Genomic DNA, 18,540 nt, shown 5'->3' on the forward strand with positions numbered 1-18,540 from the left:
GCGGGGAAAACGTCAGCATGACACACTCACAGACAAGGGAGAATGCGCCATAATAATGAGCAAAATCAATGGCCGACAAACGATCTTTTCTCCCTCATTTGGTTGAGCTAAACTCAACCTATGAAGCGACTTTATTCCCTGCCGCACCTGCCCGCTTTCGAAGCCGCCGCCCGTCTTGGCAGCTTCAGCGCCGCTGCGGATGAGCTGTTTCTCACCACCGGCGCGGTCAGCCGCCATATTCGCAGCCTGGAAGCACAGCTGGGGATCACGCTGTTTTATCGCGCACACAAGTCCGTGCGGCTGACGCCGGCCGGTGAGAATTTTTCGCGCACCGCGTCTCGGGTGATAAGCGAATTGTTTGCGGCGGAAAGCGCGCTGAAAGCGAGCGCCGGCCGGCAGCGGCTGGTAGTGCACAGCCTGCCGACGTTTACCATGCACTGGCTGATGCCAAAGCTGGCGGCATTCAATGAGATACATCCGGGGATCGCGGTTGATATCACCACCAGCACCGGCGCCGTCGATCGCAATACGCCGTTTGACGTGGCGATCCGGCGCGATCCCGCGCACTTCTCCGGGCTGAAGGCGATCCCTTTCCTGCAGGAAGACAGCTTGCTGGTCTGCAGCCAGAGCTATTTGCGCGCCATGCCGGTCAGTGCGCCGGACAAGCTTGGCGAGCATACCGCCATCCGCATTCGCGCCCGGGAAGATTTATGGCACAGCTGGCTGAATACCTACCCGACGGCGCTGGACGCCTCACCGCCGCCGCTCACGCTCGACCATACCTTCGCCGCCATTCAGGCGGCCGAAGACGGCCTGGGGCTGGCCGTCGTACCTTACCTGTTCTGCGCCAAACATCTGTCGTCCGGTCGGCTGGTGTCGCCTTTCCCGGCGTTGACTATCCGAACCGGCGTTTACTCCCTGCTGCTGCGCGATCGGGACGATGAGATCGTGAGAAAATTCGCCGCCTGGCTGCAGACGTTCCAGGCCTAAGCGCCGTATTGGAAGCGCACCGCGTTAACGGTATTCTCAGGCGTGGAGCGTCAGCCCTTTTATCGCCTTATCCACCGCTTTCTTCGGCCCGCGCAGCGCCAGGCCGACCAAGTCCAAGTTGTCCGCGTTTTCAGCGAGAAAAACCTGCCGGTTGGCTTCATCGTGCCCGGTCGAGAACATGGCGTGCACATAGGGGATCAGCGTCAATTCCCGTTCCAGCCCTTTACGATGCGCATTTTGCAGGCCCGGCAGATCCGCGGCGAAAATCAGCATCGGCTGCCCGGAAATGCCGCCGTAGCGTCTGCCTTCCGCATCCACGTAACATTCGCCGATGATCTCCGGGGCCGCAGCGGCGATGCCCGTCGCCAGAAAGGCCACCACGTTCAGCCGCTGCCAGGTTTGCAGATCGTCACGCACGATAAACGCTATCTTGGTATCAAACATGTTTCGCTTTACTCCGTTGTGCTGTTAAAAGCACATCATCGGCGATGAGCGAGTCAGCGGTATAGAACGTTTGTGCACTGGCGTTGATAGGCCGCCGGCGATAAACGGTAGGCGCGCCGGAACCAGCGGCCCAAATGACTCTGGTCGGCAAAGCCGACCTGCATGGCGACCTGCGCCGGCTCTTCCCCCTGCGCCAGTAACAGTCGCGCGGCACGCAGCCTCAGCCGGATCAGGTAAGCATGCGGCGACTGGCCGAAAGCGCGGGTGAATTGGCGAGTCAGACGGAAACGATCCAGGCCGCACTGAAGCGCAAGTTCCTCCAGACTGGGATTATCCGCCATGTGCTCGTGCAAGTAGTCCCGTAAACGATTCATCTCAATCAAAGCGTCATCGCTTTGGGACGTTGGCCTGACGCGTATATGCCGCGCCAAAAGCGTCAGCAGTTGGTCCAGGCTTTGATCGCGCGCCAGCCGGCCTTCCCTCTGATGCAACGCAAAAAAAGCCTGTTGTATCGCGGTCGCCAGCATCGGATCGTCGGTCAACGTGCTGTGAAAGGCGCCTTCCAGCACTGAGGCGTCCCCCAATCCGCGGCGCTGCATCGCGTCGGAGACCCAGCGCTGCGGCAGATAAAGCATCGCATAGGTAAACCCTTCGGCCTGCGGCGCATGGCCATCGTGCACCGCGCCCGGCTCGATCAGCATGGCGCGCCCCGGCCGGCTGGTATGCAGCGAGCGGTGACAATTGAAACGCTGCAAGCCCTGCTGCGTGACGCCCACCAGCATTTCATCATGATCGTGAGGATCGTAGGCATGCCCCTGAAAGTGGGCGTTGACGCTCTCAATACCGGTTTCGTCATCGCGCCGCAGTTCGAGCCAGTCGGTATGTTGATGATTTGACGCCATGCAATAAATCCGGAGTTCTGCTCACAGGAAAAGAAAAAACAGCTTACCCTGAGACCGCCACCGTTGCACGCTCACAGCTCGCAGATGGCATAAGTGCCCTTTCCGGCCGATTTCGCCTGATACATTGCGCCGTCGGCGCGGGTCAGCAGCATCTCCTCCGTCACATCGCCGCATGGGGAAATGGCCGCGCCGATGCTGGCGGAAAGCCGTACCTTCTGCGGCCCGATCTGCGTAATTTTGGCCAGTTGCGCCAACACGTTTTCGCAAAATTCGCTGACTTCGCGCCGCGGATCCGTCAACGGCCACAGGATCACCGTGAACTCGTCACCGGCCAGGCGCGAGACGCTGTGGTGCTCGCCGGCGCAGGCGCTGAGCAATGTGGCGAATGTCTTCAAGATCGCGTCGCCGAAGTCATGACCATAGCTGTCGTTAAGGGTTTTGAACCCGTCGAGATCGATAAACAACAGCGCCATCTGCCGCTGATGGCAACAGGCCTGCAGCGTGCCCGACAACCGGCGCAGAAACGCGCGGCGATTGGTCAATCCGGTCAGCATGTCGTGGGTTGCGTCATATTCCAGCCGCTGCTGCAGCCGCTTCAACTCGGTAATGTCCATCGACAGAATGTAAAACCCCTGCGCTTCACACGGCACCAGCGTGGTGTGGATCATCAGCAACCCCTTCTGGGTCTGGAGCTCATTCTCGAAACTCACCATTTCGCCCGCGAGGGCCCGTTCGATCATCGGTTTTGCTATCCGATAAACGCTTTCCCCCATGAAATCGCGCACCGTCATTTCTCTGAGACTGGACTCCTCCAGCCCGAACCAGGTTTTGTAGGCGCTGTTGGCGAACAGGTAGCGTTCATTGCCGTCGATCTGGCTGATTAAGGCCGGCATGTTGTCGGTAATGGCGCGCAAACGCTCCTTCTCCGCACTGAGCTGACATTCGGCGAGCACCCGGGTTTCAATCTCTTCGTTGAGTTTCTTGACGACCACGTTCAGCTCTCGCGTGCGGATTTCGACGCGTTGTTCCAGCTCGTGTTGCAGAGCGAACAGATCGGCCTCCGCCGCCTTGCGCTCGCTGATATCGACGATAACCGAGATGAAATGGTCCGGCTTGCCGTTAGGCAGCCGGTTTAACGCCACCGTCAGCTGCACCCAGATGATCGAGCCGTCGGCGCGGAAATAACGTTTCTCCAGCGAGTAAGTGCTGATCTCGTTTCTCAGCAGCTGCTGCAGTTTTTCCAGATCGGTGTTGAGATCGAGCGGATAGGTAATGTCCTGAAAGGTGCGATCCATCAGCTCGCGCTCGGAATAGCGCAACATTTCGCAGATGCGCGGATTGACCCGCAGCCAATACCCCTGCAGCGACACCAGCGCCATCCCTACCGCCGCCTGGGCGAAGGTCTGTTCGAACAGGGCTTCCGAGCGTTGCAGATTGGACTTCAGGTTTTCGGTATAGACGTGGCGTTCAATGCTCTGCAAATACTCCTCCACCACGGCAGCGAAATCGTGCAGGTCAGCCAGTTGTTCCGGGGAAAACGGCTGCGGCTGGCTGTCGATAATGCACAGGGTACCGAGCGGCAACCCGTCGAGCGACAGCAGTGGCTGCCCGACGTAAAAACCGATCCGCGGCCCGCCAATCACCAGCGGATTATCGAAAAAGCGCGGGTCTTTGGCGGTATCGGGCACCACCAGCGCTTCGCGTTGCAAGATAGCATGGCCGCAAAACGAGATATTGCGCGGCGTTTCCCGGGCATCCAGACCGTAACGCGATAAAAACCATTGGCGATCCCGGTCGATCAGCGACACCAGCGCGATGGTCACGCCGAAGTATTTCGCCGCCAACCGCGTGATGCGATCCAGTTTTTCCACCGAGTTTGAATCCAGCACGTTCAGCGAATGCAATACCGACAGGCGTTCGGCTTCGTTTTCGGGGAAGCAGGGTTCGAGCATGTTGTCTCCCATTGTGTCACCGACGGACCCGGCATAGCCGGCGTGAGTCCGTTCAGCGTTTCCGTCGATTAGCGGCAAATATCCTTGTCCATCATAGACTCACTCAGTATCAATCCGATTGCGCATTCTCGCCAGCTTTGCCAGGCGTTGCGTTTGTCACCGCGCTGCGCTACAGTCGTTCACAAGGTGATGGTGTTCCACCTTTCCCAACCGCCGCGTTCGCTCGAACCGGATGATGACGCCTGATATACAACTTCGCTTTATTTTTTAGGCAGGTATGTCAGGAGTCGCTATGAATGAAATCTCACGCTTTACCCCTTTTCCACTCCAGCCCGATGCCGACGCGCGGGAAATGCCGCTTTACGTTTTCGGCCATAAAAATCCCGACAGCGACAGCATCTGCAGCGCGCTGGTGATCGCGGACTGGCTCAATCACCTCGGCAAACCGGCCGTCGCTTTCCGCCTTGGCGAACTGACGCCGGAAACCCGCTACATACTGGCCGCCGCCGGCGTACAAGCGCCTGCGCTGCTGACAGAAGATCTCCGTGACCGTAAAGTCTGGCTGGTCGATTTTACCGACGTCGAACAAGGGCCGGCCTCATTGCCCGACAGCGATGTGGTCGGCGTTATCGACCATCACCGGCTGGGCACGTTAGTCACTCGCAACCCGCCCGATGTCTGGGTTCGCGCCGTCGGCTGTTGCGCCACCGTGATCCTGCAGATCCTGGCGGCGGAAAGGCCGATGCCGCTTTCTTCCGCCCAGGCCACGCTGCTGCTGGGCGCCATTTTGAGCGATACCGTCGCGCTGAGCGCGCCGACCGCCACCGAACAGGATCGGCTGGCGGTCTCGCGGTTGCGCGCAATTGCTCATGTCGACTATGACGCCTTCACCGCCGGGCTGCTCGCCGCCAAAACCGATCTCTCGGGGCAATCCGCCGCGCAGTTGCTGCACCGCGACGCCAAGAATTACCGCATCCATAGCGTCTCGCTGCTGCTGTCGCAGATAGAAGTGCGGACCATGAGCGACATCGATCCGCTGTTGCCCGCACTGCAACAGGCGCTTGAACATGCGAAGCAGGAAGCCGGGCTGGAGATGGCCGCGCTATTGGTCACCGATATCACCTGCCGTCGCTCCACCCTGTATTTCTCGCCGAACCGGGTGCTCGACATTCGTCAGGTGTCTCTGCCCGGCATGACGAGCCGGAAAAAAGAGGTTTTACCGTGGTTAACCCGCCAGATCGCTAACGCAGGGAGATAAGTCATGCCGCTCTACCAACATGCTTTACTGCTGGTGCAGGATGAACGCGACGGCCGGCTGCTGTTGCATCATGCCGAACGCCTCAATCAGCAGATGAATACGCGCATTACCGTGGCGCACATCAGCGCCGACTATGCCGAGCTGGACTACCTCAGCGATTCGCTGACCAAAGATCGCCAGTCCAGCGAGGTGATCGCCGCCAAGGCCATGCTCAGCCGTCTGGTGGAAGACTGCTCAATCCCCCTGGAGGTGCGCGCAATTGTCAGTATCCATCGCTTCAAAGACGTCGAAGCCCTGATTGCCCGCGAAGGCGTCGATCTGTTGCTGTTAGGCCATCAGAACCGTCCGTTCGGCGTCTTTTCCTCCTTCGGCTTCGAGTTCATTAACCATTTGTCCATCGACGTGCTGATAAAGCATGTGCCAACTCCCTAGAATGAGGTGACTACCCATGAGCTATGAGATTGAAAGCGTAACCGCCAGAGAAATCCTGGATTCGCGCGGCAACCCGACCGTCGAAGTCGAAATGAGCGCGGCGGGCGTCGTGGCCCGGGCTTCGGTCCCCTCCGGCGCCAGCACCGGGTCGCGCGAGGCGGTGGAGCACCGCGACGGCGATCCGCACCGTTTCGGCGGCAAAGGCGTACTGGAGGCGGTGCACAGCATCAAAACGGCGATCAATGAGGCGCTGCGCGGGGTGGATGTGCGCCAACAACAGGAGATTGACCGCCGACTGATCGCGCTGGACGGCAGCGAGAACAAGAGCCGATTGGGGGCCAACGCCCTGCTCGGCGTTTCTCTGGCCGCCGCCCGCCTCGCGGCGCAATTGTCGCAGTTGCCGCTGTATCGTTATCTGGGCGGCATCGGCGCCAACCTGCTGCCGGTGCCCTGCATGAATATCATCAACGGCGGCGTGCACGCCCGTTGGCAAGGGGCGGACTTTCAGGAGTTTATGATAGCCCCTCTGGGCGCGCCGTCGCTGCGCGAGGCCGTGCGCTGGGGCAGTGAAGTCTATCAGGCGCTGCGCCAAATCCTGTTGGAACAAGGCCTGTCGGTTGGCGTCGGCGACGAAGGCGGTTTCGCGCCGGCGGTCGCCTCAAACCGCCAGCCGCTGGAGCTGATCGTGCAGGCGATAGAGAAAGCCGGCTACCGACCGGGAGAAGATATCGCTATCTGCATGGATCCGGCCTCGAGTGAATTCTACGCCGACGGCAAATACCGCCTGCGCAGCGAGAACCTCGAGTTGGACGCAACCCAGATGACGGCCTATTACCAGCGGCTGGTGCAGGATTTCCCCATTGTGCTGATTGAAGATGGCTTGGCCGAGGACGATTGGGCCGGCTGGCGTATTCTGAGCGACGCCCTGGGCGATCAGGTGGAGCTGGTCGGTGACGATCTGTTCGTCACCAACGTGAAATATATCCAGCGCGGGATTGATGAACGGTTGGCTAATGCCGCGCTGATCAAGCTGAACCAGATCGGCACCCTGAGCGAAACCTTCGCCGCCGTGCAGCTTTGTCAGGCGAACGGCTGGGGCGCCTTTATCTCGCACCGCAGCGGCGAAACCGTCGACAGCTTTATCGCCGATATGACGGTTGCGATGCGAGCCGGCCATGTGAAAACCGGCGCGCCGTGCCGCGGTGAGCGCATCGAAAAATACAATCAGCTGATGCGCATTGAGGACCAATTGGGCACCGCGGCGGTATATGCCGGGCGCTCCGCCTTTAAACGCCGCTAATCTGTGCAGGCCGGCCACGCACCGGCCAACTTTTCATTTTTGACCTGGCATAACCCCGCCACGCCGGATTCCAGCAAGGTAAGTCGGGTCGCCAGCAATGCTTCTCGCTGCTCATTCAGCGTGACCAACATCCGCTCGATTTCCGCCAGACGGGTCTCGACGCCCTGTATCAACCCATCCTCATAAGCGCTGCCCTGCAGCGCCAGCACGCGTTGGATCGCCTGCAGCGAAAAGCCCAGATTCTGGCCAATTTGAATCAGATGCAGCCGTTCCAGCGCGCTTTCGCTATACACCCGATAACCGTTGACGCCGCGCACCGCTTTGGGCAGCAGACCCTGCTGCTCGTAGTAGCGTATCGCCGAGGCGGCCACGCCGGCCCGTTCCGCCAATTCTCCGATCTTCATGCCCTATTGACCTTAAAGTTAACTTTAAACCTAGTATAGCGCCATTCCCCCTGCGACAGGAGCGCAAACCCGATGTTTACCCCACTGACACTGCCCAACGGCAGCCGCCTGACCAACCGTTTGGCCAAAGCCGCGTTGGAAGAAAATTTGGCCGATGAAGGCCAACTGCCCGGCCCCGCGCTATGGCGCTTGTATCGCCACTGGGGTATCGGCGGCGCCGGTCTTATCATCACCGGCAACGTGATGATCGACGGCCGCGCCATGACCGGACCCGGCGGCGTGGTGCTGGAACAGGATACGCCGCTCGCCTCGTTCGAAACCTGGGCCAAGGCCGCGCGCCAGGAAGGCGCGCAGGTTTGGATGCAGCTCAGCCACCCGGGCCGCCAGGTAATGGCCGACATGGGTGGCAACGCCTGGGCGCCCTCCGCCATTCCGATGGCCATGGGTAAGTACAGTAAAGCGTTCGCGCAGCCGGAAGCCATGAGCGAAGCGCAGATTGCCGAGGTGATCGCCCGCTTTGCCGCCAGCGCGCACGCCGCCGAACGGGCCGGGTTTACCGGCGTGCAGATCCACGCGGCGCATGGCTACCTGATCTCTCAGTTTTTGTCGCCGTTGGCCAACCAGCGCAGCGATCGTTGGGGGGGCGAACTGGCAAATCGCGCCCGCCTGCTGCTGGAGGTGGTGCGCGCGGTGCGCAAGCGGGTCTCGCCAGGTTTTTGCGTGGCGGTAAAGCTCAATTCCGCCGATTTTCAGCGCGGCGGCTTTTCGCCGGACGAAGCCCGGCAGGTGTTGCTGATGCTCAACGAACTGCCGGTCGATCTGGTGGAGTTATCGGGCGGGAGCTATGAAAGCCCGGCGATGCAGGGCGAAACGGCAGACGACAGTACCCTGGCGCGTGAAGCCTATTTCCTGACCTTTGCCCGCGATCTCGCCGCAGTAGCCCGCATGCCGGTGATGACCACCGGCGGCATCACCCGCCCGACGGTGGCGCAACGGGTGCTGAACAGCGGCGTCGCGGTGGTCGGCATCGCCACCGCCATGGCGGAAATTCCCGATCTGCCGCGCCGTTGGCAAACCGGCGAAGCCCCTCATGCGCTGCCCGCGCCGGTAAAATGGCGCGACAAAACGCTGACGCTGCTCGCCCGCATGGCGCTGATCAAGCGCCGCATGCACGCTCTGAGCCGCAATCGGACGCGCAACGTGCGTTACTCCCCGCTGTGGTCGCTGCTCATCGATCGGTGGCGCACCCGCCGCACTCTGCGGCGCTATCATGCCTGGTTACGGCAACGTTAATGACCGCGGCGCCGGCAGACATGCCGGCACCGCACAAAAATCCCGCTGTTTTGATCGCGCTACGTAAAATCTGCAAGAAATCACCACTCTGGATACTGCGCTTTTAACGCTCGACCGCTTATATTCATCACAAATTTTGTGTATATAACCGCGATAGGACTTAAGGTGGTGAATAGATGAAAATAAGCCGCTATTTTCTATTTATGTTATTAATCGGAAATTCACCTTAATAATAAATGCATTAAAGAAGCAGCCAAAGGAAAGCAGAAAAGGATTTTTACGCAATGTTAAAGAAATGTTGTTTTCTGCCGGCAAAACCAACGGTCAACAAATCAACAACATATTGATGAGCCTAAGAAAAAACTAAACAATTCAAAACAAAATCGGCTATTGAGTCCCAGGCGAAAAAGCCATATATTGGTCGCGCTTTTCACAAGGCAGTTACTTTTCTAATTCATTAATTCAATCGTTGCGTCTTGAGACCTTCGGTTGTAGGAGAGATATGATGACGGATAAAGTCCGTATTGATACTTTAGTTGCAAACTCATTAAACGGAAACAATGAAACCTATTTGGCGCGTCAAGCCGAATTTGAGTCGAATGTTAGGAGTTATCCGCGCAAATTGCCGTTGGCAATTGCGAAAGCCCAGGGCGTTTGGATCACTGATGTTGAGAATAATCAATATCTTGATTGCCTGGCCGGGGCGGGAACGTTGGCTCTTGGACATAATCACCCCGACGTCCTGCAAAGCATCCAAAATGTCATTACCAGCGGCTTGCCGTTACATACTCTCGATCTCACGACCCCGTTGAAAGATCGTTTCTCCGATTACCTGCTCTCTCTGTTGCCTGGCGAAGGCAAAGAGTATTGCCTGCAGTTCTGCGGCCCGTCCGGCGCCGATGCGGTGGAAGCCGCGCTGAAGCTGGCGAAAAAGCACACCGGCCGTTCCGGCGTGATCAGCTTCTCCGGCGGCTACCACGGCATGACCCACGGCGCGCTGTCGGTCACCGGCAACCTGTCGCCGAAGGCGGCGATCAACGGCATGATGCCGGAAGTGCAGTTCATGCCTTATCCGCATGAATACCGCTGCCCGCTGGGCATCGGCGGTGAAGCCGGCGTCAAGGCGCTGACCTACTACTTCGACAACCTGATCAACGACGTGGAAAGCGGCGTGCGTAAACCGGCTGCGGTGATCCTGGAAGCCGTTCAGGGCGAAGGCGGGGTTAACCCGGCGCCGGCCGAGTGGCTGCAGCGCATCCGCAAAGTGACCCAGGAACACGGCATTCTGCTGATCATCGACGAAGTTCAGGCCGGTTTCGCCCGTACGGGCAAGCTGTTCGCCTTCGAACACGCGGGCATCGAGCCGGACATCATCGTGATGTCGAAAGCGGTCGGCGGCGGCTTGCCGCTCGCGGTGCTGGGCATCAAAAAAGAGTTCGACGCCTGGGAACCGGGCCACCACACCGGCACCTTCCGCGGCAACCAGCTGGCGATGGCCACCGGCCTGACCACCCTGCAGTACCTGAAAGAGCATAAGGTCGCCGACAAAGTGGCCGCTCAGGGTGAGTGGCTGAAAGGCAAGCTGGCCGAGCTGCAGAAACGTTATCCGGTGATCGGTCACGTCCGCGGTCTGGGCCTGATGATCGGCATCGAGATCGTCAAGCCGAACGAAGCGCAGGATCACATGGGCTGCTACCCGGCCGATGGCGAGCTGTCCGCGCTGCTGCAGAAGAAATGCTTCGAATCCGGTCTGATCCTGGAGCGCGGTGGGCGCAACGGCTGCGTGCTGCGTCTGCTGCCTTCGCTGCTGATCACCAACGATGAGCTGGGTATTTTCCTGGATAAATTTGAGCAGGCGCTGTTGGCCGCCGGCGTCAAGCCAGTCTGAGTGGAGCGAATAACCGCGATGTCCAAGTTAAACCCGATTCTGGCTTCCTCGGCGCACAGCGCCGAGGCTTACCGCCAGGCGATCGCGCAGAGCAGTGAAGCCGTCGTGCAGTGGCTGCAACAGCCCGAGATGTATCAGGGCAAAAGCGTTGCCGAACTGCGCGAGCGCATCCAGCTCGACTTCACCCCGCAAGGCCTGGGCAACCAGGCGGCGATCGAGCGCGCCATCGAGTACTTTTTGAAAGACAGCCTGTCGGTGCACCACCCGCAATGCGTGGCGCACCTGCACTGCCCGAGCCTGGTGATTAGCCAGGCCGCCGAAGTGCTGATCAACGCCACCAACCAGAGCATGGACTCCTGGGATCAGAGCCCGTCGGCCACGCTGATCGAAATGAAATTGATCGAGTGGCTGCGCGCCCAGGTCGGTTACCAGCCCGGCGACGCCGGGGTGTTCACCAGCGGCGGCACCCAGAGCAACCTGATGGGGCTGATGCTGGCGCGCGATGCGTTCTTCGCGCGTCAGGGCCACTCCGTGCAGCAGGACGGTCTGGTGGGCGATCTGCGCAAGCTGAAAGTGTTCTGTTCTGAAAACGCCCACTTCTCGGTGCAGAAGAACATGGCGCTGATGGGCCTCGGCTACCAGTCCGTCACCCTGGTGAAAACCGATCGCTTCGCCCGCATGGACGTGAACGATCTGGCGGAAAAACTGGCGCAGGCCAAGGCCAACGGCGAGCAGGTGATGGCGATCGTCGCCACCGCCGGCACCACCGACGCCGGCGCGATCGACCCGCTGCGCGATATCGCGCGGCTGGCGGCGGAGCAGAAAATTTGGGTGCACGTGGATGCGGCCTGGGGCGGCGCGCTGCTGCTCTCCGAGCAGTACCGCGACTACCTGGACGGCCTGGAGTTGGTGGACTCTATCACCCTGGACTTCCACAAGCAGTTCTTCCAGACCATCAGCTGCGGCGCCTTCCTGCTGAAAGACGCGCGCCATTATGAGCTGATGCGCTATCAGGCGGCCTACCTGAACTCCGAGTTCGACGAGGCGCAAGGCGTGCCGAACCTGGTCTCCAAATCGCTGCAGACCACCCGCCGCTTCGATGCGTTGAAGCTGTGGATGGGGCTGGAAGCGCTGGGGCAGAAGCAATACGCCGAGATCATCGATCACGGCGTCACGCTGGCGCAACAGGTGGCGCGTTACATCGCCGACCAGGAATCACTGGAACTGGTGATGCAGCCGCAGCTGGCCAGCGTGCTGTTCCGTTACCGTCCGGCGCAGCTGGCGGCGAAAGGCGACGCGGCGGTCGCCCTGTTCAACCAGCGCATTGGTGACGCCTTGCTGGAATCGGGCCGCGCCAACGTCGGCGTGACCGAGTTCGATGGCGTGACCTGCCTGAAAATGACGCTGCTGAACCCGATCGTGACGCTGGAAGACATCAAGCTGTTGCTGGCGCTGGTCGAGAAAACCGCGCAGCAGCTGCCGGCGTAACGTCGTCCCCCTGCCTGTAAAGCCGATAACGTTTGTTATCGGCTTTTTTATTGCCATCAGAGAACAAGTGGCGCAGCGCTTACGCTGATATACTGCAGCAAACGCTTTCCCTTATTTCCAGCGCCACAGGATAAACGCATGACCGACCCGGATTTCAACCTGTTGATCGCGCTCGACGCGCTGCTGACGGCGGGCAGCGTTGCCGGCGCGGCGCGCCGTCTCGGTTTAAGCCCCTCGGCGATGAGCCGTACCCTCAGCCGACTGCGCGCGGCCACCGGCGATCCGCTGTTGGTGCGCGCCGGCCGTCATATGGTGCTGACGCCCTATGCCGAAACGCTGTGCGAGCGGGCGCGGCACGCGACGTTCGAAGCGCGCGCTGTGTTGCGCCCGGCGCAGGGAGCATTGGATCCCGCCGCGCTGGATCGTACCTTCACGCTGCGCGCCAACGACGGCTTCGTCGAGGCCTTCGGCCCGACGCTGATCGCCGCCGCTGCCGAACAGGCGCCGCGGGTACGGTTGCGCTTTGCGCCCAAGCCGGAGAAAAGCGACCGCCCCCTGCGTGAAGGGCTGGTCGATCTGGAGATCGGCGTGCTGGGTGACATGGGCCCGGAAATCCGCCTGCAGGCGCTGTTCCGCGATCGCTTCGTCGGCGTGATGAGAACCGCACATCCGCTAGCGCAGCAGCGCGAGATCGGCGCCGCCGACTACGCCGCCTGCGGCCACGTGGTGGCCTCGCGCAGCGGGCGCATCCTCGGGCCGGTAGACGCCGCGCTGGCGGAGCTGGGGCTGGCACGCCATATCGCCGCCGTGGTGCCGAGCTTTCCCGCCGCGCTGGCGGTGGCGCAAGCCTCGAACCTGTTGGCGTTGCTGCCCGCCTCTTTCCTGCAGGCTCAACCTGCCGATGGCCCGCTGCGCGTCTTCGAGCTGCCGGTAAGAACGCCGCCCATCACCGTCTCGCAGATGTGGCATCCGCGTCTGGACGCCGAGGCGGATCACCGCTGGCTGCGGCAGTTGGTGTTGGCCGTCTGCCGCCAGCGGGCGTAGGCACCGCGCACCTCAAGTGACAACGTCACCAAACATTCCCTTACGGCGCCGCTCGCCCGTTTAAATCGGCCAGATAGGCGCAAAACATGTCCGCCATCGCGTCGGCATAAGCCACAATTTCCGCATCGCTGCGCGGCGTTTCGGAGAATTGCTTGCCCGCCGCCCCAAGCGTGCCGACGATCAGCTCGCCTGCCAACGTACGGACACCTTCCGCCGCATCGGGCAGCGCTTCGCCCATAAACACCTGCACGATACCCTTGCCTGTGGCCTTCGCCACCTGCGCCTCCGGCGCATCGCGGTACAACGGCGCCGCATCGTTCAGCGCCACGCGCATCTGCGCCTCTTCACATTCCGAACGGATAAATGTCTGCACCAGCAACCGTAAACGCTCGAACGGCGCAGTCTCTCTATCGGCCAGAATGCCGCTCAGCATGGCGGTGGTCTGCCGCCATTCGTCGCTTTGCAAACGAAACAGGATCGCCGCTTTATTGGGAAAATACTGATAAAGCGAACCGATACTGACGCCGGCGCGTTCAGCCACTCTAGCGGTAGTGAAACGCGCGGCGCCCTCCTGCGCCAAAACCTGAATAGCGGCGGTCAAAATGGCGGAGACCAATTCGGCGGATCGCGCCTGTTGCGGTTGTTTTCTCGAGGAAATTTGCTTACTGCGGCGTTCAGTCATAGCGGGCGGCCAATGCGAATAGTGAAATGCGAATAGTTCGTCATATTATAGCGGCACGCGCTTTCGCGCTCACTTTTTCTACGGGAGTTTTGCCATGAGTATCCTGACCACCGTGCCGTTGGCGCCGCTGCTAAGCACCCTGTTCCAGCAGGCCGCCGGCCGTTCACCGGCGCTCGCCGCCCTGTTCCGCGACGTGCCTGACGAAGAGCAAAATCGACTGATGCAGAGCAAAACCGACTATCGTGAACTCTACCATCGCCTGAAGGATTTCCCCCTGGCGGTGTCGCCGGAAACCGGCGCATTGCTGTACATGCTGGCGCGCGGTTGTCGGGCGCAAAACATCGTCGAATTCGGCACGTCGTTCGGTATTTCAACGCTGCACCTGGCCGCCGCGCTGCGCGACAACGGCGGCGGCCGGTTGATCACCTGCGAATTTGAACCGAGCAAAGCGGCGCAGGCGCGCCACAACCTGACCGAAGGCGGCGTCGTCGATCTGGTGGAGATCCGCGTGGGCGATGCCCTGGAAACGCTGCGCGACGATCTGCCGGCCACTGTCGACCTGCTGTTGCTGGACGGCGCCAAGGGGCTTTACCCCGATATCCTCGTGCTGCTGGAAAATCGTCTGCGCCCCGGCGCGCTGATCGTCGCCGACAACGCCGATTACAGCCCGGAATATCTGGCGCGCGTGCGTTCTCCGGCGTCGGGTTATCTCTCCACGCCGTTCGCGGATGACGTCGAGCTGTCGATACGCCTTTAAATCCCTCATCGCGCGGGGGTTGTTCCCCCTCGCGCGATGGGAGAACATAGCATTCACGATGCCTGACTCAGTGAAATGCCCATGACGCTTCCCCCTCTCTGGCCGGTGTTCGACGGCCATAACGATCTGCTGCTCAACCTGTGGCTACAGCATGACGACGATCCGGTCGCCGCCTTTTATTCCCGCGTCACGCCGGGCCACCTCGATTTCTCCCGCATGCAGCGCGGCGGATTCTGCGGCGGGCTGTTCGCGGTATTTATTCCCCCGGTCAGCTATATCGCCCAGATGCGTAATCAAACGCCGGAGGAGGCGCAGGCCGCCTTCGATCCGCTGGCGATCGCCGAACGGCAGATCGCTATCCTTTATCAGCTGGAACAGGCTTCCCAGGGGCGGCTGCGCATCTGCCGCACCGCCGCCGAGATAGAACAGTGCCGCCTCAACCGGCAAATGGCCGCGGTGCTGCATATCGAAGGCGCCGGCATGATCGATGCGGAGCTGACGCAGTTGGAGGCCTTCTACCGGCTGGGCGTGCGCAGCATCGGGCCATTCTGGAATCTGCCGAACGCCTTCGGCACCGGCGTCAGCGGGCCGTTCCCCGGCTCCCCCGATACCGGCCCCGGCCTGACGCCGGCCGGCGAGGCGCTGATCCGCGCCTGCAACCAGCGCCGCATCATGATCGACGTCTCGCACATGAACGAGAAAACCTTCTGGCAAACCGCCGCGCTGAGCCGAGCACCGCTGGTCGCCACCCACTCCAACGTCCACGCCCTCTGCCCGCAGCCGCGCAACCTGACCGACGCACAGCTGGAGGCCATCTCCCAGAGCGGCGGGATAGTCGGCGTCAATTTCGGCACCGCCTTCCTGCGCGCTGACGGTAAACGTGACAGTGCAACGACCGACCTAACAGAAATTGTTAAACACGTTGAGTATTTGATCGCTAAACTTGGTGAAGATCGCGTGGGATTTGGCTCTGATTTTGACGGGGTCAACGTACCGCAACCGTTGGAGGACGCCGCCGGCCTGCCGCGCCTGACGCAAGCGCTGGCGCAGGCCGGGTTCGATAACCGGCTGCTGGAGAAGCTGACCTGGCGCAACTGGCTGAACGCGCTCGCCGCCACCTGGGGTGAATAACCCGGTTACGCTTTAAAGGTTGCGATCTTCGTCACATTTCGCCAACATTGGGCCGGCCTAATGCGAAAATTTCTCATTGGGCTCGAACTATCACGATGCATGTAAAGGAGCACCGCTATGACTACCTGGACTAAACCTGAGTTTGTTGACCTGCGTCTGGGGCTGGAAGTGACGCTGTACATTTCCAACCGTTAATCGCCCGTCTGCCCGCCTTTCGCGCGGGCATTTCTTTCCTTCTTTTTCTGGTTCAGACATGCAGATAAAAGTTCTCGGCTCGGCAGCGGGCGGCGGCTTTCCCCAGTGGAATTGCAACTGCGACAACTGCCGGGGCGTTCGCAGCCACAGCATCAACGCCACGCGCCGCACGCAGTCTTCCATCGCCGTCAGCGACGACGGTAAAAACTGGGTACTGTGCAACGTTTCACCGGACATTTGCCATCAGCTGCTGGCCTCGCCCGAATTGAACAATCCCGACGTGCTGCGCGGTACCGGCATCGGCGCGATCGTGCTGACCGACAGCCAGATCGATCACTGCGCGGGCTTGCTCAATTTGCGTGAGGGCTGCCCGCACCACGTCTGGTGCACCCCTGAAGTGCATGACGATCTCAGCACCGGCTTCCCGCTGTTTCCCATGCTCTCCCACTGGAACGGCGGGTTGATTCACCACCCGGTAACGCCCGGTGAACCTTTTCACACGGCGGTCTGCCCAAACGTGCGCTTCACCGCCATTCCATTGCTCAGCAACGCGCCCCCCTATTCGCCGTACCGCGATCGTCCGCTGCCGGGCCACAACGTGGCGCTGTTCATCGAAGATACCGCGCGCGGAGCCGGGCTGCTGTACGCACCGGGCCTCGGCGAGCCGGACGAGAACTTGATGCCCTGGCTGCGCCGGGCGGATTGCCTGCTGATCGACGGCACGCTGTGGCGCGACAACGAGCTGGCCAACGCCGGCGTGGGGCGCAATACCGGCAAGGACATGGGGCACCTGGCGCTGGCGGAAGAGCACGGGCTGGCGGCCCTGCTCAGCGCCTTGCCCGCCAAACGCAAGATCCTGATCCACATTAACAATACCAACCCGATCCTCAATGAAGACTCCGCGGAACGGCAGAGCCTGACCGCCGCCGGCATCGAAGTGAGCTGGGACGGCATGAACATCGAACTGTAGGGAATCGCCATGACGCACCCACGCCCCCTGACGCCGCAGGCATTTGAAGCGGCGCTGCGCGCCAAAGGCGCTTATTACCACATCCACCACCCGTATCACATCGCAATGCACAACGGCGAAGCGACGCGTGAGCAGATCCAGGGCTGGGTGGCCAACCGCTTCTACTACCAGACCAGCATTCCGATAAAGGATGCGGCGATCATGGCCAACTGCCCGCAGCCGGACACCCGCCGCAAATGGGTGCAGCGCATTCTGGATCACGACGGCTACGGCGGCAGCGAAGGCGGCATCGAGGCCTGGCTGCGCCTCGGCGAGGCCGTCGGCCTGCAGCGCGACGCCCTGCTTTCTGAACAGCTGGTGCTGCCCGGCGTGCGCTTTGCGGTGGATGCCTACGTCAACTTCGCGCGCCGCGCCTGCTGGCAGGAAGCCGCCTGCAGCTCGCTGACCGAACTGTTCGCGCCGCAGATCCACCAGTCGCGCCTCGACAGCTGGCCGCAACACTACCCGTGGATCGACGCCGCCGGTTACGACTATTTCCGCAGTCGCCTCGGCCAGGCCAACCGCGACGTGGAGCACGGCCTGGCGCTGGCGCTGGACTATTGCGATACCGTTGAAAAACAGCAGCGCATGCTGGAAATCCTGCAGTTCAAGCTGGACATTCTGTGGAGCATGCTGGACGCCATGAGCATGGCCTATACCCTGAACCGCCCGCCTTACCACAGCGTGACCACCGCGCGGGTATGGCACAATCAGAGGCTGGTGTAATGACGCTGAACCCTGAACACACCCCCGTCTTCCGCCGCGGCTACCGCCTGCAATGGGAGCCGGTGCAAAACAGCCACGTGATCCTCTACCCGGAGGGCATGGCCAAACTGAACGACAGCGCCGCCGCCATCTTGCAACTGGTCGACGGCCACACCACGCTGAACGGCATCATCGCGCAGCTGAACGCCCGCTTCCCCGGCGCCGAAGGCTTGGCGGACGACGTGCTGGAATTTTTCCAGCGCGCCTACGAACAAAAATGGGTGACCTTCCGTGACTGAACCACGTGCGCCGGCGGTGAATCCGCCCCTCTGGCTGCTGGCGGAGCTGACCTACCGCTGCCCGCTGCAGTGTCCGTACTGCTCCAACCCGCTCGATTTTGCCGCGCAGGAAAAAGAGCTGACCACCGCGCAGTGGATCGAGGTGTTTCGCCAGGCGCGGGCGATGGGCAGCGTGCAGCTCGGCTTCTCCGGCGGCGAGCCGCTGGTGCGTAAAGACCTGCCCGAGCTGATCGCCGCCGCGCGCGATCTCGGGTTTTACACCAACCTGATCACCTCCGGCATCGGCCTGACCGAGAAGAAACTGCAAACCTTCGCCGACGCCGGGCTGGATCATATTCAGATCAGTTTTCAGGCCAGCGACGAAACG

Annotated in this window: 20 protein-coding genes and 1 riboswitch; of the genes, 15 read left to right on the forward strand and 5 right to left on the reverse strand. The window is 61.1% G+C overall.

Features of this window, described 5'->3' with window-relative positions:
* Positions 1-120 precede the first annotated feature (120 nt).
* A complete protein-coding gene (locus AC2CGI_RS07100) occupies positions 121-990 on the forward strand; it encodes a LysR substrate-binding domain-containing protein (protein WP_049241006.1) in 870 nt (289 codons plus the stop codon).
* A 36-nt stretch (positions 991-1,026) separates the two neighbouring features.
* On the opposite strand, the gene AC2CGI_RS07105 is transcribed toward AC2CGI_RS07100, so the two are convergent.
* From AC2CGI_RS07105 to AC2CGI_RS07115, 3 genes are all read right to left on the reverse strand, one after another.
* The gene (locus tag AC2CGI_RS07105) at positions 1,027-1,434 is read right to left on the reverse strand and encodes a DUF2000 domain-containing protein (protein WP_049241007.1); all 408 of its coding nucleotides are present in this window, start codon (positions 1,432-1,434) and stop codon (positions 1,027-1,029) included.
* A 53-nt stretch (positions 1,435-1,487) separates the two neighbouring features.
* On the reverse strand, positions 1,488-2,336 hold the full coding sequence (locus AC2CGI_RS07110; RefSeq protein ID WP_015377873.1) for an AraC family transcriptional regulator: 849 nt from the start codon (positions 2,334-2,336) through the stop codon (positions 1,488-1,490).
* A gap of 71 nt (positions 2,337-2,407) precedes the next feature.
* Complete coding sequence (locus tag AC2CGI_RS07115; protein ID WP_015377872.1) at positions 2,408-4,288, reverse strand: diguanylate cyclase domain-containing protein; 1,881 nt, start codon at positions 4,286-4,288, stop codon at positions 2,408-2,410.
* A gap of 176 nt (positions 4,289-4,464) precedes the next feature.
* Positions 4,465-4,540, forward strand: a riboswitch (Fluoride riboswitch).
* A gap of 40 nt (positions 4,541-4,580) precedes the next feature.
* On the opposite strand from AC2CGI_RS07115, the gene AC2CGI_RS07120 reads away from it, so the two are divergent.
* From AC2CGI_RS07120 to eno, 3 genes are read left to right on the forward strand one after another with little or no spacing between them, the layout of a single operon-like run.
* Positions 4,581-5,546 (forward strand): DHHA2 domain-containing protein, encoded by a 966-nt coding sequence (locus tag AC2CGI_RS07120; protein ID WP_080497855.1) that lies wholly within the window; start codon positions 4,581-4,583, stop codon positions 5,544-5,546.
* Between the two features lie 3 nt (positions 5,547-5,549).
* Positions 5,550-5,978 (forward strand): adenine nucleotide alpha hydrolase family protein, encoded by a 429-nt coding sequence (locus tag AC2CGI_RS07125; RefSeq protein WP_004937850.1) that lies wholly within the window; start codon positions 5,550-5,552, stop codon positions 5,976-5,978.
* A gap of 16 nt (positions 5,979-5,994) precedes the next feature.
* Positions 5,995-7,278 carry a phosphopyruvate hydratase gene (gene eno, locus AC2CGI_RS07130; protein WP_076741256.1) on the forward strand — a complete coding sequence of 428 codons (1,284 nt, stop codon included), beginning with the start codon at positions 5,995-5,997 and terminating at the stop codon, positions 7,276-7,278.
* Here eno and AC2CGI_RS07135 read toward each other — a convergent pair.
* Positions 7,275-7,682, reverse strand: coding sequence for a MerR family transcriptional regulator (locus tag AC2CGI_RS07135; RefSeq protein WP_004937845.1), 408 nt, complete (start codon positions 7,680-7,682; stop codon positions 7,275-7,277). The genes eno and AC2CGI_RS07135 overlap by 4 nt on opposite strands.
* 72 nt (positions 7,683-7,754) lie before the next feature.
* On the opposite strand from AC2CGI_RS07135, the gene AC2CGI_RS07140 reads away from it, so the two are divergent.
* From AC2CGI_RS07140 to AC2CGI_RS07155, 4 genes are all read left to right on the forward strand, one after another.
* A complete protein-coding gene (locus tag AC2CGI_RS07140) occupies positions 7,755-8,975 on the forward strand; it encodes an NADH:flavin oxidoreductase/NADH oxidase family protein (protein WP_015377869.1) in 1,221 nt (406 codons plus the stop codon).
* Positions 8,976-9,480: 505 nt separating this feature from the next.
* The gene (locus AC2CGI_RS07145; protein ID WP_004937838.1) at positions 9,481-10,863 is read left to right on the forward strand and encodes a diaminobutyrate--2-oxoglutarate transaminase; all 1,383 of its coding nucleotides are present in this window, start codon (positions 9,481-9,483) and stop codon (positions 10,861-10,863) included.
* Positions 10,864-10,881: 18 nt separating this feature from the next.
* Positions 10,882-12,351 carry a pyridoxal phosphate-dependent decarboxylase family protein gene (locus AC2CGI_RS07150; RefSeq protein ID WP_015377868.1) on the forward strand — a complete coding sequence of 490 codons (1,470 nt, stop codon included), beginning with the start codon at positions 10,882-10,884 and terminating at the stop codon, positions 12,349-12,351.
* A 138-nt stretch (positions 12,352-12,489) separates the two neighbouring features.
* The gene (locus AC2CGI_RS07155) at positions 12,490-13,395 is read left to right on the forward strand and encodes a LysR family transcriptional regulator (protein ID WP_076741257.1); all 906 of its coding nucleotides are present in this window, start codon (positions 12,490-12,492) and stop codon (positions 13,393-13,395) included.
* Positions 13,396-13,435: 40 nt separating this feature from the next.
* Here the strand turns inward: AC2CGI_RS07155 and AC2CGI_RS07160 are convergent, their stop codons facing one another.
* Positions 13,436-14,077 carry a TetR/AcrR family transcriptional regulator gene (locus AC2CGI_RS07160; RefSeq protein WP_076741258.1) on the reverse strand — a complete coding sequence of 214 codons (642 nt, stop codon included), beginning with the start codon at positions 14,075-14,077 and terminating at the stop codon, positions 13,436-13,438.
* Positions 14,078-14,171: 94 nt separating this feature from the next.
* On the opposite strand from AC2CGI_RS07160, the gene AC2CGI_RS07165 reads away from it, so the two are divergent.
* The 7 genes from AC2CGI_RS07165 to AC2CGI_RS07195 form a co-directional block, all read left to right on the forward strand.
* Positions 14,172-14,834, forward strand: a complete 663-nt coding sequence (locus AC2CGI_RS07165; RefSeq protein ID WP_076741259.1) for an O-methyltransferase — start codon at positions 14,172-14,174, stop codon at positions 14,832-14,834.
* A gap of 81 nt (positions 14,835-14,915) precedes the next feature.
* Positions 14,916-15,965 (forward strand): dipeptidase, encoded by a 1,050-nt coding sequence (locus tag AC2CGI_RS07170; protein WP_015377866.1) that lies wholly within the window; start codon positions 14,916-14,918, stop codon positions 15,963-15,965.
* 117 nt (positions 15,966-16,082) lie between these two features.
* Positions 16,083-16,160, forward strand: a complete 78-nt coding sequence (pqqA, locus tag AC2CGI_RS07175; protein WP_004937827.1) for a pyrroloquinoline quinone precursor peptide PqqA — start codon at positions 16,083-16,085, stop codon at positions 16,158-16,160.
* Positions 16,161-16,218: 58 nt separating this feature from the next.
* A complete protein-coding gene (gene pqqB, locus AC2CGI_RS07180) occupies positions 16,219-17,130 on the forward strand; it encodes a pyrroloquinoline quinone biosynthesis protein PqqB (RefSeq protein WP_076741260.1) in 912 nt (303 codons plus the stop codon).
* 9 nt (positions 17,131-17,139) lie between these two features.
* Entirely contained in the window at positions 17,140-17,895 is a 756-nt protein-coding gene (gene pqqC, locus AC2CGI_RS07185) for a pyrroloquinoline-quinone synthase PqqC (protein WP_076741261.1), read from the forward strand.
* Positions 17,895-18,173 (forward strand): pyrroloquinoline quinone biosynthesis peptide chaperone PqqD, encoded by a 279-nt coding sequence (gene pqqD, locus AC2CGI_RS07190; protein ID WP_004929309.1) that lies wholly within the window; start codon positions 17,895-17,897, stop codon positions 18,171-18,173. The genes pqqC and pqqD overlap by 1 nt, the downstream gene beginning before the upstream one ends.
* The coding region (locus AC2CGI_RS07195; protein ID WP_411295805.1) for a radical SAM protein at positions 18,166-18,540 on the forward strand (375 nt) is incomplete at its 3' end. The genes pqqD and AC2CGI_RS07195, both read left to right, overlap by 8 nt.

The sequence above is a fragment of the Serratia sp. LSHTC3 genome (assembly GCF_057197125.1).